15 protein-coding genes are annotated in these 15,663 nt (G+C 64.2%); 6 read left to right on the top strand and 9 right to left on the bottom strand.

Features of this window, described 5'->3' with window-relative positions; genetic code table 11:
• The first annotated feature begins 31 nt into the window (after nucleotides 1-31).
• The 4 genes from ytfQ (at nucleotide 32) to yjfF (ending at nucleotide 4,822) form a co-directional block, all read left to right on the top strand.
• Entirely contained in the window at nucleotides 32-994 is a 963-nt protein-coding gene (ytfQ, locus tag ASG25_RS17250) for a galactofuranose ABC transporter, galactofuranose-binding protein YtfQ (protein WP_062476690.1), read from the top strand.
• A 275-nt stretch (nucleotides 995-1,269) separates the two neighbouring features.
• A complete protein-coding gene (gene ytfR / locus ASG25_RS17245) occupies nucleotides 1,270-2,832 on the top strand; it encodes a galactofuranose ABC transporter, ATP-binding protein YtfR (protein WP_062476687.1) in 1,563 nt (520 codons plus the stop codon).
• Nucleotides 2,832-3,854, top strand: a complete 1,023-nt coding sequence (locus ASG25_RS17240) for an ABC transporter permease (protein ID WP_062476684.1) — start codon at nucleotides 2,832-2,834, stop codon at nucleotides 3,852-3,854. The genes ytfR and ASG25_RS17240 overlap by 1 nt, the downstream gene beginning before the upstream one ends.
• On the top strand, nucleotides 3,851-4,822 hold the full coding sequence (gene yjfF / locus ASG25_RS17235; RefSeq protein ID WP_062476680.1) for a galactofuranose ABC transporter, permease protein YjfF: 972 nt from the start codon (nucleotides 3,851-3,853) through the stop codon (nucleotides 4,820-4,822). The genes ASG25_RS17240 and yjfF overlap by 4 nt, the downstream gene beginning before the upstream one ends.
• 55 nt (nucleotides 4,823-4,877) lie before the next feature.
• Here the strand turns inward: yjfF and ASG25_RS17230 are convergent, their stop codons facing one another.
• The 4 genes from ASG25_RS17230 to ASG25_RS17215 all read right to left on the bottom strand — a co-directional run bounded on the left by ASG25_RS17230 (nucleotide 4,878) and on the right by ASG25_RS17215 (nucleotide 6,186).
• Entirely contained in the window at nucleotides 4,878-5,111 is a 234-nt protein-coding gene (locus tag ASG25_RS17230; protein WP_062476677.1) for a hypothetical protein, read from the bottom strand.
• A 2-nt stretch (nucleotides 5,112-5,113) separates the two neighbouring features.
• Entirely contained in the window at nucleotides 5,114-5,314 is a 201-nt protein-coding gene (locus ASG25_RS17225; protein ID WP_062476674.1) for a hypothetical protein, read from the bottom strand.
• A 79-nt stretch (nucleotides 5,315-5,393) separates the two neighbouring features.
• Entirely contained in the window at nucleotides 5,394-5,981 is a 588-nt protein-coding gene (locus tag ASG25_RS17220) for an isochorismatase family cysteine hydrolase (protein WP_062476671.1), read from the bottom strand.
• A gap of 13 nt (nucleotides 5,982-5,994) precedes the next feature.
• On the bottom strand, nucleotides 5,995-6,186 hold the full coding sequence (locus tag ASG25_RS17215) for a hypothetical protein (protein ID WP_062476668.1): 192 nt from the start codon (nucleotides 6,184-6,186) through the stop codon (nucleotides 5,995-5,997).
• A gap of 276 nt (nucleotides 6,187-6,462) precedes the next feature.
• Here ASG25_RS17215 and ASG25_RS17210 point away from each other — a divergent pair, with 276 nt between their 5' ends.
• Nucleotides 6,463-8,748, top strand: coding sequence for an FdhF/YdeP family oxidoreductase (locus ASG25_RS17210; RefSeq protein ID WP_200942822.1), 2,286 nt, complete (start codon nucleotides 6,463-6,465; stop codon nucleotides 8,746-8,748).
• A gap of 139 nt (nucleotides 8,749-8,887) precedes the next feature.
• Here the strand turns inward: ASG25_RS17210 and ASG25_RS17205 are convergent, their stop codons facing one another.
• The 5 genes from ASG25_RS17205 to ASG25_RS17185 form a co-directional block, all read right to left on the bottom strand.
• The gene (locus ASG25_RS17205; protein ID WP_062476665.1) at nucleotides 8,888-9,649 is read right to left on the bottom strand and encodes an SDR family oxidoreductase; all 762 of its coding nucleotides are present in this window, start codon (nucleotides 9,647-9,649) and stop codon (nucleotides 8,888-8,890) included.
• A gap of 68 nt (nucleotides 9,650-9,717) precedes the next feature.
• Nucleotides 9,718-10,827 carry a catalase family protein gene (locus tag ASG25_RS17200; RefSeq protein WP_062476662.1) on the bottom strand — a complete coding sequence of 370 codons (1,110 nt, stop codon included), beginning with the start codon at nucleotides 10,825-10,827 and terminating at the stop codon, nucleotides 9,718-9,720.
• Nucleotides 10,827-13,079, bottom strand: a complete 2,253-nt coding sequence (locus ASG25_RS17195) for a xanthine dehydrogenase family protein molybdopterin-binding subunit (RefSeq protein WP_062476659.1) — start codon at nucleotides 13,077-13,079, stop codon at nucleotides 10,827-10,829. Before ASG25_RS17195 ends, ASG25_RS17200 begins: the two co-directional genes overlap by 1 nt.
• Nucleotides 13,080-13,088: 9 nt before the next feature.
• The gene (locus ASG25_RS17190; protein WP_062476657.1) at nucleotides 13,089-14,105 is read right to left on the bottom strand and encodes a xanthine dehydrogenase family protein subunit M; all 1,017 of its coding nucleotides are present in this window, start codon (nucleotides 14,103-14,105) and stop codon (nucleotides 13,089-13,091) included.
• Entirely contained in the window at nucleotides 14,102-14,662 is a 561-nt protein-coding gene (locus ASG25_RS17185) for a 2Fe-2S iron-sulfur cluster-binding protein (protein ID WP_082480295.1), read from the bottom strand. The genes ASG25_RS17190 and ASG25_RS17185 overlap by 4 nt, the downstream gene beginning before the upstream one ends.
• Nucleotides 14,663-14,827: 165 nt before the next feature.
• Here ASG25_RS17185 and ASG25_RS17180 point away from each other — a divergent pair, with 165 nt between their 5' ends.
• Nucleotides 14,828-15,661 carry a Ku protein gene (locus ASG25_RS17180; RefSeq protein ID WP_062476655.1) on the top strand — a complete coding sequence of 278 codons (834 nt, stop codon included), beginning with the start codon at nucleotides 14,828-14,830 and terminating at the stop codon, nucleotides 15,659-15,661.
• The last annotated feature ends 2 nt before the right edge of the window (nucleotides 15,662-15,663 follow it).

Below are 15,663 nucleotides of genomic sequence, written 5' to 3'. Positions count from 1 at the left end.
ATCGCTGAGGAGCGATTTTTGGGAGGAAATCATGAAGTTTATGAAAGCACTTAGCTGTGCAACGGTTCTCGCCGGCTGCGTATTTTCCAGCGCATCCGCTGCCGACATGACGGTAGGCTTTTCGCAGATCGGCTCTGAGTCCGGTTGGCGCGCGGCAGAAACGACGGTGACGAAGCAGGAAGCCGAAAAGCGCGGCATCGACCTGAAGTTCGCCGATGCCCAGCAGAAGCAGGAAAACCAGATCAAGGCTCTTCGCTCGTTCATCGCGCAGGGCGTCGATGCGATCTTCGTCGCGCCGGTCGTTGCGACCGGCTGGGACGAAGTGCTTGGCGAAGCCAAGGATGCCAGCATTCCGGTCATCCTGCTCGACCGCACGGTCGATGCCGACAAGAGCCTCTACATGACGGCGGTCACGTCCGACCTCGTGCATGAAGGCAATGTCGCCGGCAAGTGGCTCGTTGACACGACGGCCGGCAAGCCGTGCAATGTCGTCGAACTCCAGGGCACGACCGGCTCGTCGCCGGCCATCGACCGCAAGAAGGGCTTCGAAGAAGCGCTGAAGGGTCACGACAACCTCAAGATCGTCCGCTCGCAGACCGGCGACTTCACCCGCACCAAGGGCAAGGAAGTCATGGAAAGCTTCTTGAAGGCGGAAAACGGCGGCAAGAACATTTGCGCGCTCTACGCGCACAATGACGACATGGCCGTCGGCGCCATCCAGGCGATCAAGGAAGCCGGGCTGAAGCCGGGCAAGGACATCCTCGTCGTTTCCATCGACGCCGTTCCGGATATCTTCAAGGCCATGGCGGCCGGCGAAGCCAATGCGACGGTCGAACTGACGCCGAACATGGCCGGCCCCGCCTTCGACGCCCTCGCTGCCTTCAAGAAGGACGGCAAGGAGCCGCCGAAGTGGATCCAGACGGAATCCAAGCTCTACACCCAGGCGGATGATCCGCAGAAGGTGTACGACGCCAAGAAGGGTCTCGGCTACTAAGAGGCTGATCTCGGGTCCGGGTTCCTGAAGGGGCACCCGGACCGACGATTTGCACATGCGACCGGCGGGAGCAGGGGCCTCCGCCGGTTGACGCTTGCCGGTCGGCAACGACGCGCCGCGTTCCAAGCGCTTCCGACCACGGTCGCACCGCAGGTTCGGCGATCCCCGGCTGCGCATGTCGCAGGACGGTCCGCCCGAACGGACGACACCGCATCCACTGACAGCATTGGAGCGATCCGGGCGCATCAACGCCGGCCGACGCTCCGGGAGGGATCATGCAGACAGATCTGGATACCGTTCTATCCGCCAACCGCATCGACAAGGTGTTTCCGGGTGCCAAGGCGCTCAATCACGTCGATTTCTCGCTTCGTCGCGGCGAGGTGCATGCGCTTCTCGGCGAAAACGGAGCGGGCAAGTCGACGCTGGTGAAATGCCTGACAGGCGCCTACCATCGCGACGGCGGCACGATCCTGCTCGATGGCGTCGAGATCGATCCGCGCGACACGCTGGACGCCCAGCGGCTCGGCATTGGAACGGTCTACCAGGAGGTCAACCTCCTGCCCAATCTCAGCGTTGCTGAAAATCTCTTTCTCGGGCGTCAGCCCCGCCGCTTCGGCCTGATCGACACCGGCGCCGTCAATCGCAAGGCGCGCGCGCTGCTGGCCGAATACGACCTCGACATCGACGTGACCGCCGGCCTCGACAGTTTTTCCGTGGCGATCCAGCAGGTGATTGCGATTGCCCGCGCCGTCGATGTCTCCGGCAAGGTGCTGATCCTCGACGAGCCGACGGCCAGCCTCGATGCCCATGAAGTCGCCATGCTGTTCCGCGTCGTGCGGCGGCTGAAGGCGAGGGGCCTCGGCATCATCTTCATCACCCACTTCCTCGAGCAGGTCTACGAGATCACCGATCGCGTCACGATCCTGCGCAATGGCCAGCTCGTCGGGACGCGCGACACCGCAAGCCTCGAACGGCGCGACCTGATCGCCATGATGCTCGGGCGCGAGCTGGCGGCGGAGGTGCATGACGAAGCAGGGGCCTCCAAGACGGTCGATGGCCCGGTTCGTTTCCAGTTCCGCGATTTCGGCCGCAAGGGCCGGATCAACCCGTTCAATCTCGACGTGAAGGCCGGAGAGGTCATCGGCATTGCCGGCCTGCTCGGCTCCGGCCGCACGGAAACGGCCGAGGTCATGTTCGGCGCGCGGCGTGCCGACAGCGGCACGGCGACGATCGACGGCCAGGCGGCGGATCTGTCGTCGCCACGGGCCGCCATCCGCCAGAAATTCGGCTTCTGTCCTGAAGACCGCAAGACCGACGGCATCATCGGAGACCTCTCGGTGCGCGAGAACATCGCACTCGCGCTCCAGGCCCGCCGCGGTTGGGCCAGACCCATTCCGCGCGCCGAGCAGGACCGGCTGGCTGCCGAATACATCAAGGCGCTCGACATTCGCACCACCGACGCGGAAAAACCGATCCGGCTCCTTTCGGGCGGCAACCAGCAGAAGGCGATCCTTGCGCGCTGGCTGGCGACCAACCCGGACTTCCTCATTCTCGACGAGCCGACGCGCGGCATCGATGTCGGAGCGCATGCGGAAATCATCCGACTTATCGAAACGCTCTGCGAGAAAGGCATGTCGCTGATCGTGATCTCGTCCGAAATCGAGGAGCTGGTGGTCTACAGCCACCGCGTGATCGTTCTGCGCGACCACGAGCATGTGGCCGAGCTGACGGCCGCCGAGATCACCACCGAGAGCATCGTCAACACGATTGCCGGCACGGCGAAGACGCCGGACCAGATATCGGCCGCCGCCGGGGCGGCGGCAGGGGAGATCGCGTAATGTCCATGCTCGGCCTCTACGGCAAGCGGCTGCTGCCGCAGTTCATCGCACTCGCGATCATCCTCGGCCTCGTGTCGATCGCCTTTCCCGGATTCTTCAATCTGCAGATCCAGAACGGTCGTCTCTACGGCTCGCTGATCGACATCCTCAATCGCGGCGCGCCGGTGGCGCTTCTGGCGATCGGCATGACCGTGGTCATCGCCACCAAGGGCATCGATCTGTCCGTCGGCGCCGTCATGGCGATCTGCGGGGCGGTCGCGGCATCGACCATCACCGCCGGCTATTCGCTCCCGGCCACGCTGCTGATCACCGTCGGTGTCGGCCTGCTCTGCGGTCTGTGGAACGGTATTCTCGTCGCCATCCTCGACATCCAGCCGATCATCGCCACGCTGGTGCTGATGGTGGCCGGACGCGGCATCGCGCAGATGGTGACGAACGGCGCCATCCTCACCTTCAACGATGAAGGTCTGATCTTCATCGGCAGCGGCTCGCTCTTCGGCCTGCCCATGCCCGTGGTGATCTGGATCACGGCCGGGATCCTCGTCGCCCTTCTCGTGCGGCGCACGGCACTCGGCATGCTCATCGAGGCGGTCGGCGTCAATCGCCGGGCGAGCACCCTGTCGGGCGTTTCCACGCCTGTGCTGCTGATCGCCGCCTATGTTCTCTCGGGTCTCTGCGCCTCCGTCGCCGGAATCATCGCGGCAGCCGACATTCGCGGTGCGGACGCCAACAATGCCGGCCTGTGGCTCGAACTCGACGCGATCCTCGCGGTCGTCATCGGCGGCACCTCGCTCCTCGGTGGACGATTCTCGATCGCAGCCTCGCTGCTCGGCGCGATGATCATCCAGTCGATCAATACGGGCATCCTGCTGTCGGGCTTTCCGCCCGAGTTCAACCTGATCATCAAGGCGGCCATCATCGTCTTCATCCTCGTGCTGCAATCGCCGAAGCTGCAAGGCACGCTTGCCTTCCTCTCGCGGTCGAACAGCACGCCCAAGCCTGCGGAGAGCAAAGCGAAATGAAAGCCAAACATCTTCCGCTGGCGGCGACGATCCTGATTTTCGTCCTCTCCTATGCCCTCTGCGCGTTTCAGTTTCCCAATATCCTGTCCACGCGCGTCATCGGCAACCTGTTGACGGACAATGCCTTTCTCGGCATCGCCGCGGTCGGCATGACGTTCGTCATCCTGTCGGGCGGCATCGACCTGTCGATCGGTTCGGTCATCGCCTTTACCGGCGTCTTTCTCGCCGTGATGATGGAGAACACCTCGATCCATCCGCTCGCCGCCTTCGTCCTGGTGCTGATCATCACCACCAGCTTCGGCGCGCTGATGGGCGCGATCATCCATCACCTGGAAATGCCCGCCTTCATCGTGACGCTTGCCGGCATGTTCCTTGCCCGCGGCATGGCCTTCGTGCTGTCGATCGACAGCATCCCGATCCGGCATCCGTTCTACGCGACGATGAAGGGCTTCTATCTCAAGCTTCCCGGCGGTGGCCGGCTGACGCTGATCGGGGGCGTCATGCTTCTGGTGTTCGCGCTCGGCATCCTCATTGCGCACCGAACCCGCTTTGGCACCAATGTCTATGCGCTGGGGGGCGGCGCGCAGACCGCGCGGCTGATGGGGGTTCCCACGGGCACCACGACGATCATGATCTACGCGCTGTCGGGCCTGCTGGCCGGCCTTTCCGGCATCGTCTTCTCGCTCTACACATCGGCGGGCTATTCGCTCGCCACCGTGGGCGTCGAGCTGGATGCGATCGCCGCCGTGGTGATCGGGGGAACGCTGCTTTCGGGTGGGTCGGGCTTCGTGGCGGGAACGCTGATCGGCATCCTTATCCAGGGGCTCATCCAGACCTACATCACCTTCGACGGGACCCTGTCGAGCTGGTGGACGAAGATCCTCATCGGCTTCCTCCTCTTCGCTTTCATCCTGCTGCAGAAGGGTATTCTCTATCTGTCGCGCAACAACAGGGCGCTGGCCGCCTGACGTAAAAACGGCCCCGTTTCCGACGGGGCCGTGTGTCTGCCGACATCAACGGGTCTCAGGATGCCTTGCCAGGATCGCCGGCGCTTGCATCGCGCTCGTTGTAGTTCATGTCGAAATCCTTGCCCTCACGTCGTTCGCCACCCGGACCGGTGTTGATCGTGCTGTCGTCCGATCCCGTGAGGACGGTCGGCTTGGCGCTCGTGACGCCATTGTTGTCGCGCCCGATCGTGGGGCGCTTGAAGGCGCCCTTCGCGTCCGTTTCGGCAGCAGGCTTGGCGTGATCGGTCATCTTCAGTCTCCCTTCACCTTGCCGGCATCGGTCGCTTTTGCCCGCTCGGGCTCGGCCAGCGTTTCGCCATTGGCATCGGGCTCCCTGTCGGGATCGTCCTTGGCCGGCAGATAGCCGCTCGGGCGGCTCTCCTCCGGGCCTTCCCAGCGGGGTTTCTGGTCGATCGTGCCGGCGGCGCCGGTGCTTTTGAATGCTTCGGTCATGTCGGTCTCCTCATCTGCTCTGCCATGTGAACCACCAGGATGCGTCGATGTTCCACAAGCGGCATTCCCGCGGACAGGCTCAGGATCGCGACAGCCAGCTTTCGGTGTCCAGGATCTCGAGCTGAACCGAGAACCGGTTGCTGAGAACCTGCAGCGTCGCATCGTGCGTTTCGTCCGCGGAACTGCAGATGGCGTCGCGGATCAGCACGACGTTGAAGCCGAGATCGATCGCGCCGAGAAGCGTTGTCATCACACAGACGTCGGTTTCCCCGCCGGTAATGACCAGCGTCTCGACGCCCTCGGCGCGCAGGATCCTTTGCAGGTCACCGGCAAACCAGGGCGTGTAGACGGGCTTGTCATAGATCCGCGCCGGCGGTGCAAAGGGCGCGAGCTCCGGCATGAGATCGAGCATTCCGGGCTCGAGGGCCTCGCGCGTCATGTTGCGCCATTTTTCGTAATAGGCCTTCCATGCGCCGATTGCCGTATCCGGCGAGGCCGGGGGGATGAAGCGCGTGAAGATCGTGCGATCCGGCGCCCGCTCCACGCAGGCAACCGTGTTGGGCAGGATGCGGCCCATCCAGTCGACGCGCCAAGGCGTATCCTCGGCGAAAAGACGTTGCATGTCGACGCAGAGATGACGCCAGGTTCCGGTTGTGGGTGTGCTCATGGGCGGGGTCGCTTCATACGATGTGGTCCGTGGTCTTCCAGTGGTCGGCAATGTCGATGAAGGCCGCTTTGATCTCGTCACGGCTCCAGCCGGCATGCATCGCGGCTTCCGTCACCTGCTGCACCTTGGCGCCGATCGCCTCGCGGCAGTCGAGCGCGCGTTCGGCATAGTCGTCCTTTTCCCGTGGTTCCTTGATGGGCTGCATGGCGGTTCCTCCTTCTGTCCGCGAGCGCTGCCGTCGGACGACAGGCTCCCGTGCGCCGGCTCCCTATGGGTCGGCCTCCACGTCAAACCGTGGGCCGTCGGGAAGGTTCCTGTTTCCGTTGGCGAACCGCCGCGTCTCCGGCGGTCTCAACGCTCTCATGCCCCCTTGTCGGCGCCGGCCGCGCCAAGAGGTCGCAGGTGCCATGAAGTTGATGGTTGCGGGGAACCGGCGCGGCCTCCGGCCGTTCCTGTTGCTCCTGCCTCTGGAGCTTCCGTCATGTCCCACGTGCCCAAGATCACGACCTACACTGCGCCGGCTGGCGGATGGGGGTCGGTCAAGTCGCTGATGCGCCAGGCGCGGCAAAGCAAGCGACCGGTCTCGATCCTGCCGGGGCTTGCCAAGCAGAACAAACCGGACGGCTTTGCCTGCGTCAGCTGTGCCTGGGCCAAGCCCGCCAAGCCGCACCCCGCCGAATTCTGCGAAAACGGGGCCAAGGCGACCTTCTGGGAGTTGACGGCCGACCGTGCGACGCCGGCGCTGTTTGCCCGGCATACCGTCACCGAAATGCGCAGCTGGGACGATTTCAAGCTCGAGTCCACCGGACGCCTGACGCATCCCATGCGCTACGACGCCGCCACCGACCATTATGTGGAGACGAGCTGGGAAGAGGCCTATGCCGCGATCGGCGCGGAGATGAAGGCGATCCAGGCGGAGGATCCGAAGCGCACCGTGTTCTATGCATCCGGCCGCGCGTCTCTCGAGACGTCCTACATGTATGCGCTGCTGGCACGCATGTACGGCAACAACAATCTGCCGGACAGCTCGAACATGTGCCACGAGTCCACATCCGTCGGACTTCTGGAAAGCATCGGGCAGCCGGTCGGCACGGTGCGCCTCGAAGATTTCGATGCGGCGGACGCGATGTTCTTCTTCGGGCAGAACCCGGGATCCAACAGCCCCCGCATGCTGCACCAGCTGCAGGAAGCCGTTCAGCGCGGCGCGCGCATCGTGACCTTCAATCCCCTGAAGGAGCGGGGACTCGAACGCTTCGTCAATCCGCAGGATCCGGTCCAGATGCTGACGCAGAACGCGACCCAAATTTCCTGTCAGTATCACCAGGTCAAGGCCGGCGGCGATATCGCCGTGATCATCGGCATGGCGAAAGCGCTGCTCGAGGCCGACGATGCCGATCTGCAGCGGGGCGGCAAAGGCGTGCTCGACAGGGAGTTCCTGGCACAGCACACCACGGGCGCCGAAGATTTCATCGCGTTTGTCAAGGCGCAGGACTGGCTGGTGCTGGAACGGGAAGCGGGCCTCGGCCGTACCGCGATCACGCAGGCCGCCGGCGTCTACATGAGCGCGAAGAGCGTGATGGGCATCTATGGCATGGGCCTGACGCAGCACAAGCTCGGCGTCCAGACGGTGCAGATGCTGGTCAATCTCCTGCTCCTGCGCGGCAACTTCGGCCGGCCCGGAGCGGGCATCTGTCCTGTCCGGGGCCATTCCAACGTGCAGGGCCAGAGAACCGTCGGCATATCGGAGAAGCCCGAACTGGTGCCGCTCGACAAGCTGAAGGAGCTCTACGGGTTCGAGCCGCCGCGCGAGGAAGGGCTGGCGACCGTCGATGCCTGTCAGGGCATCATCGACGGTACGGTCGAGGCCTTCATCGGGCTTGGCGGAAACTTTCTCCGGGCGGTGCCCGAGCAGGGGCTGATGGAGAAGGCATGGCCGCGGATGCGGCTGACCGTGCAGATCGCCACCAAGCTGAACCGCGGCCATCTGTTCAACGGCCGGGTCGCCTATCTGCTGCCGTGTCTCGGCCGCACCGAGGTCGACCAGCAGGCGAGTGGCCCGCAGACCGTAACCATGGAGGACAGCACGTCCTGCTTCCACGGATCGAAGGGGTTTCATGCGCCCGCCTCCGACACGCTGCAGTCGGAAATCCGCATCGTCGCCGAACTGGCAAAGGCATCGCTCGCGCCCAATCCCCGCGTCCCCTGGGACACGTGGGTGGACGACTACGCGACGGTCCGGGATGCCATCGAGGCGACCTATCCCGAGCTCTTTACCGGTTTCAACGCGCGCATGCACACGCCCGGAGGCATGGAAAAGCCGCTCCCGGTGCGCGACAGGATCTGGAAGACAGAAAGCGGAAAGGCCGAGTTCAAGCTGCCGAAGTCCTTGTCGGCAAGCTTTGCACCGGACGGACCGGATGTACTGCGGCTGATGACGCTGCGCTCGAACGATCAGTTCAACACGACCGTCTATGGCTATGACGACCGTTTCCGCGGCGTGGACGGCACGCGCATGGTGCTGTTTCTCAACAAGAAGGAAATGGCCAAGATCGGCGCGCGGGCAGGCGAGAAGATCGCTCTGGAAACCGTAGCCGACGATAGTGTTGCGCGCCGGATCGATGGGCTGCAGATCGTGCCTTATGATATTCCGGACGGATGCTGCGGCGCCTATTATCCCGAGTGCAACGTGCTGATCCCGCTGTGGCAGCATGCGGAGCGAAGCAAGGTGCCGGCGGCAAAGTCGGTTCCGGTGCGCATCGTCCGATAGCACAAGCTCGTCTAGCGCATGGGAAAGCCCGCGTGCCGATTGGCAGGCGGGCTTTTTCATGGGCAAAGCTGTCGGGTTTGAGATGGCCCGGCCCGGCCCTCGGGGTCAGCACGGACCGGCAATCCGAGGGGATGTTTGCCTATTGCGGCGGCTGGCCGTTGGATGCGGAAACACCGCCATCGACGGAGATGTTGGCCCCCGTGATGAAGCTTGCATCCGGGCTTGCCAGAAAGGCAATGACGGCGGCCACCTCTTCGGGTTCGCAGACGCGACCGAGCGGGATGCGCTCGTAGAAGGTCTGCAGGAGGGCCTCGTCGCCCATCATGTCCTCGGTCATGCCGGTGCGGGTGAGGCTCGGGCACACCGCGTTGACGCGAATGCCGCGCTTGCCGAGATCCATCGCGAGCGCCCGGGTGAAGTTGACGACGGCACCCTTGGCGGCATTGTACGGGCTCATGCCCCAATCACCACCCATGCCGGAGACGGAGGCCGTGTTGACGATGACCCCGCCTGTGCGTTCCAGATGCGGGATTGCCGCCCGGCAGCCGTAGAAGACGCCGTCGGCATCGGTCGCCATGACCTTTCGCCAGGCGTCGTCGGTGATATCCTCCGGCCGGCCGCTCTCGGCCGTTCCTGCATTGTTGACGAGCACGTCGATCTGGCCGAAGCGATGGACGGCGGTTTCCACCAGTGCATCGACGGAGGTGGATTGGGAGACGTCTGCGACCTGCACCAGGGTGCGGTCTTTCGGAAACGTCTGCGCGGTGTTCGTCAGTGTCTCCCCGTCCTTGTCCACCATGACGACGCGGGCGCCCTCCTCTGAGAAGCGGCGGGCTGTTGCCGCGCCAATGCCGGAGGCCGCACCTGTGACGATGACGACCTTGTCTTCGAAGCGATTCATGCAAATGTCCTTATTCCAGTCTCTGCCGCAGCGTCGAAACGCTGCGGCACATAAAGCTGTCCATCGCCTCAAACGGCGGCGACGGGACAGCGGGCACCGGGCTCGCGCACCGGGACCGGGTTGCGCTCGGAGCGGAAAGCCGCGGATTTATCATAGGCTTCGCGGCGCATGCGCATGATGGAGCCGAGCGGCTGATGCGCGGAAATGCCGTTCCAGGGGCGGAAGGACAGGCCGTCGTCGATGCGTTTCTGCTTGTCGGCCGTCCACGAATCCTGCGGCGGCACGGTGAGCCGCGCCACGGAGATGAACGGGCTTTTCGCCTCGTCCCAGATCGCGGAGGCGTCTTCGACGGGCATGGACTCGAGGTCCGAGCAAAGCTGGACCTGCAGTTCCCACACGGCCGTCTCGCTGGCGAAGACGGTGCGGACAGCGTGCCGCAAGGCGTCTTCATCCGTGTTCGCGTCGATCGGCTGGTCCTTGAGGGCTTTCAGGTTCTCGCTGACCGGCACCAGCGCAAACTTGGCGATGTGCTCGCCGTAACGGTGCGGCAGCTGAGTGAAGAAGCTCTCGCCGAGAATATGGGTTTCCGGATGTCCGCCCAGGCTCTTCAGCGTGGCGCTCTCGGCGCCGAATGCCTCGAGCGCGCCCTCCACGGCACGAAACACCTTGGACGCCACCTCCTTGGTCCGCTCCATGCGGTCGGTGGTCAGCGCAAGGCCCTTGAGGTTCGCGAGGAAGGCCTTGGCGCTCGGGGAATTGAACTGCTTGCCGTTGACCATCAGGAAATCCTGGCTGGTCGAGCCTTCCAGCCCGCCGGGCAGGCGTTCGCCCTCGACATCGAGGATCTTCAGCGAGAAGCCGCGCGGCGTGGAGACGCTGTCGTGCAGGATGTCGCCTGGCGAGGTGGACAGGCGGACGATCGCTTCGTGCCGGCCGGGTTTGGCAAACATGCCCTGCGCCAGAGAGGCCGGCAGATCGGGCAGGATTTCGAGCGTGCCCTCGAGCAGGCCATGGCTCTTTGCATGCACGCTGCGCACCGCATGGCCGCCGTTGCGCCAGGTCGTGTGGGCGATGGACAGCAGCGTCTCCGCCAGCGCGCGCGAGGTCTCCGGCTCGTCCTTCTCGATGGTTTCGACATCGGGGCGATAGTGTTCGAGCTTTACGGGAGGCTGGGTCATCAATGCGTCAACTCGCTTTCGAGGATCTTGTCGATCGTGATGGGGAAGTGGCGGAACCGGGTGCCCGTCGCGTGATAGATCGCGTTGGCAACGGCCGCAGCCACGCCCACGATGCCGATTTCGCCCAGTCCCTTCACGCCGATGGGGCTCGCCTTGTCGTCATGCTCTTCCACGAAGATCACCTGGAGATCGGCAATATCCGCATGGGCGGGCACGTGATATTCGGCGAGATTGTGGTTCATGATGCGGCCGGTGCGGTGGTCGATCATGCTCTCCTCGTGCAGGGCCATGCCGATGCCCATGACGATGCCGCCGAGGATCTGGCTGCGGGCCGTCTTGGGATTGAGGATGCGTCCCGCGCCGATGGCGCTGACCACGCGGGTGACCCTAAGGACGCCCAGCTGCTCGTCGATCTTGACCTCCACGAACACGGCGGAATGGGTGTAGCTGACGAACTTGCGCATCTGCATCATGTCCGGACCGGCCTTTCCCGGCTCCTCGACGGACGACAGATCCTTGGAGGCGAGGATATCGGAGAGGGCGATGCCGACCTGGCTGTTGACGTCGAGCACGAGGCGGCCGTCGCGGATGACGACCTCTTCGGGACGCGCATCGGCCAGGGGCGAGTTGTCCATGTCCTGCGCCATGTCGAGCAGGGTTGCCTTGACCGCTTCCGCGGCGATCTGCACGGCGGAACCGGTTGACGCCGCTGTCCAGGACCCGCCTTCCACGCCCGTGGTGGGAAGGCTGGAATCTGCAATCGCCACATGAACCGCCTCGATCGGCACGTCGAAGGCTTCGGCGCCCAGCTGGGCGAGGATTGTATAGGTGCCCGTGCCGATATCGGTGGCCGCCGCGGACACGGTGACCTTTCCGTCGATGGCGTAGCGCACCTTGGCCTCGGCTTGGGCCATGCCGGCTTCCCAGAAGCCCGTTGCCATGCCCCAGCCCACGAGGTCGTGTCCATCGCGCATGGAGCGGGGCGCTGCCGATCTCCGGTCCCAGCCGAACGCTTCCGAACCCTCGCGGTAGCAGGCGTGCAACGCCTTGGATGTCAGTTGCTTGTCGTCGTTCTGGTCGAAGTGGATGAAGTTCTTCACCCGCAGTTCCAGCGGATCCATGCCGATCTCGGATGCCAGCTCGTCCATGGCGGATTCCAGCGCGAGGACGCCGGTCGCAGCTCCGGGGGCACGCATGTCGCCGGGTGTCGACATGTCGACCTGGGCGAGCTCATAGGTCAGCTTGGCATTGTCGCACTTGTAGGCAAGGCCCGACCAGTTGACGACAGTCTCCTGATAGTCCTCGTAGCGTGACGTTGCTTCCACCGCGTGGTGCATGACCGATTGCAGCATGCCGGTCTCGTCGGCGGCCAGCGAGACCGTTTGCATGGAGGATGGCCGCCAGGTCAGCCCGAACATTTCCTGGCGCGACATCTCCACCTTCACGGAGCGCTTAAGGTCGAGGCTGGCCATGACGGCGAGAAACAGCTGGTGCTTCGGGCGCAGGCCTTGCCCGAAGGCGCCGCCGACATAGGCGTTCTTGACGATGACATTTTCCGGGTCGAGCCCGAAGATGTTGCAGATGTAGTCGCGCGAGGCCTGCGAGCCCTGCGTCTTGTCGTGGACCGTCAGCTGCTTGTCGTTTTCCCACAGGACGGTCGTCGCGAACATTTCCATCGGATTGTGGTGCTCGCCCTCCATCACATATTCGGCAGACACCTTGTGCGCGGCACCGGAAAACGCCTCTTCGGGGCTGCCGCGCGGCTTCGGCGGCGGCTGGATGCCGGAGCGCTTCTTCTTCGGCTCGTAGGACTTCGCATACACGTCGGCCAGCTTCGTCTCCGGCTTGTCCTCCTTGTAGGCGACCGTCACCAGCGAGGCGGCATCCCGGGCGGCCTCGAAGGTTTCAGCGACGACGAAAGCCACCGGCTGCCCGTCGAACTGGACGTGCGGCTTTTCCAGCGGCCGGAACGGGCTTCCGGGCGGCGCCACGCTGTCCTGCCATTTGCTGTCCCACCAGGCAGCGCTCGGGCGGTTCTCGTGCGTATAGATCTTGATCACGCCCGGAAAGGCCTCGGCCATTGCCGTGTCGATGCTGCGGATCTTGCCGCTGGCGATGGTGGACAGAACCACCACGCCATGCAGCATTCCCGGCTCGTAGTGCTCGGCCGCGTAGGGTGCCTTGCCGGAGACCTTGAGCGGGCCATCGACGCGCGAGACCGGCAGTCCGACGATTTTGGACGGATTGAACATGGGGTTCTCCTAGCGGATGGCTTTTTCGGACTGGACCTGCGGCGTGCCGTTGGCGGCCTGCGTCAGGGCACGGATGATCGTCCGCTCGGCCATCGGGATCTTGAAATCGTTGCCGCCCTGGCCCTGCGCCCCGGCGAGAAGCCGTTGCGCGAGCTCGCGGAACGTCGCCTCGTTGGCCGGCTTTCCGGCACATTCGGCTTCGGCGAGCGGATCGCGCCACGGCTTGTGCGCCACGCCGCCGAGGGCAACGCGGATATCCGTGATCCCGCCGTCCTTCATGTCGATCGCCGCGGCGACGGAGACAAGCGCGAAAGCGTAGGACAGACGGTCACGGATCTTCAGATAGCTGTGGTTCGCCGCAAAGTGGTCTGGCCGGAGGCGAATGGCGACGACCATCTCGTTCGGTGCCAGGGTGTTGTCATATTGCGGCTCATCCCCGGGGAGACGGTGGAACGCAAGGAACGGAATGTCGCGGCGACCGTCCGGGCCTTCCACCTCGACGGTGGCATCGAGCGCTGCCAGAGCCACGCACATGTCGGAGGGATGGGTGGCAATGCAGGACGCGCTCGCACCGAGGATCGCGTGGATGCGGTTGACGCCGCCGATCGCGCCGCAGCCGGAGCCGGGCTCGCGCTTGTTGCAGGGGCTGGCGGGATCGTAGAAATAGTAGCAGCGCGTGCGCTGAAGGAGGTTGCCGCCGGTCGTCGCGGCGTTGCGCAACTGCGGGGAGGCCCCCGCCAGCAGGGCGCTTGCCAGCAACGGAAAGCGCTCGGCGACCGTGGGGTCATAGGCAAGCGCGGCGTTGCTGACGAGCGCGCCGATCCGCAGCGATCCGTCGTCCAGCGTCTCGATGTCCTTCAAGGGCAGGCGATTGATGTCGATGACGGTCGGCGGGCTCATGACGTCGTATTTCATGAGGTCAACCAGATTGGTGCCGCCGGCAAGGAGCCGGGCCTGCGGGTCTGCGGCGAGAGCAGCGACGGCGCCGGCTACATTCTCGGCGCGGATGTAGGAGAACTGTTTCATTCCGCAGCCTCCTTGAAGCCCTTGCCGGGGAAGGCCTTGTTCGGAGCGTTCCGGTCGGGGCGCTCGCCCGACGACTGGCCCATCACCTGCTCGATCGCATCGGCAATGTTGGTGTAGGCGCCGCAGCGACAGAGATTTCCGCTCATCAATTCGCGGATCTCCGCACGAGACTGGGCGTGGCCTTCATTGAGAAGGCCGGCGGCGGAACAGATCTGGCCGGGCGTGCAATAGCCGCACTGATAGGCGTCATGATCGACAAAGGCCTGCTGTAGCGGATGGAGCTTGTCCGGCTGGCCGAGACCTTCGATGGTGGTGATCTCGGCGCCATCGAGCGTGACTGCCAGCTTGAGGCAGGCGTTCATTCGCTGCCCGTCGATGAGGACGGTGCAGGCGCCGCACTGGCCATGATCGCAGCCCTTCTTCGTGCCCGGCAGTTCCATCGGGCCGCGCAACAGGTCGAGCAGGGTCACCCAGGGGGCGACCTCCAACCTTTCCTGTTTGCCATTCAGCGTGATGACGATCGGAATGCCCGATCGCTCGGAGTCGGCGTGAAGCATGGAAAAGCCTTTCTGGCACTCACAGGCGTGCCCTCACTCAGGCCGGCCCTAAATCTGGCAATGGCTGTCAACGAAATGCGGGTCGGAATGTTCCGACCGGAACCTCTTCCGTGCCACTCCGTTTGGTGCTCATACAGAAGCGGCAAGGGAGCGAGGACGCGACGGATGGCACGAAGGGCGAGCTGGAAAGGCCAGCTGAAAATCCGGGATCTGAACTGCGCGGTCGGTCTCTACACCGCGATCTCTTCGTCGGAAAAGATCTCGTTCAACATCATCAACCGCAAGACGGGCCACCGTGTCGAACGGCAGTTCGTGGACAGCGAAACCGGCAAGCCGGTCGAGCGCGATGACCAGATCAAGGGTTACCCGCTCGACAACGGCGACTACATCGCCATCGAGGGCGACGACCTGGCCGCGCTGATGCCCGACAGCGACAAGGTCTTGAACGTGACGCGATTCATTGCGCTCGAGGATGTCGATACGCTCTATTTCGACCGGCCCTACCACCTCGCGCCGGTCGAGGATCACGATGCGGAAACGCTGTCGCTGCTGGCGCGCAGCATGCGGGACGAGAATGTTGCGGCCATTGCCGAGGCCATCCTTTTCCGGCGCAACCGCACCGTGCTCATTCGCCCGCAGGACGACACGCTGACCGCGACGACGCTCAACTTCGACTACGAGGTCCGCTCGGCCAAGACGGCCTTCAAGTCGATCCCCGACATTGCCTTCGACGAGGAAATGCTGGACCTCGCCGGCCATATCATTGGAACGAAGGCAGGGCACTTCGATCCCGAGAGCTACAGCGACCGCTACAACGATGCGCTGGCCGAACTGGTCAAGGCAAAGATCGAGGGGCGGACCATCGAGAAGAAGGCGCCGCCGAAGCACGATAACGTCGTCGATCTCAAAGAGGCTCTTCGCCAGAGTCTCGCGGGCTCGAACGCGAAACCCGGCGCCAAAGCGAAGGGCTCTCATACCCGAGACAAGAAGGCGAGCTGACG

This window comes from Rhizobium sp. Leaf384 (genome assembly GCF_001424065.1).
Lineage (GTDB): Bacteria > Pseudomonadota > Alphaproteobacteria > Rhizobiales > Rhizobiaceae > Ferranicluibacter.
This window is presented reverse-complemented; position numbering and strand designations above follow the sequence as displayed.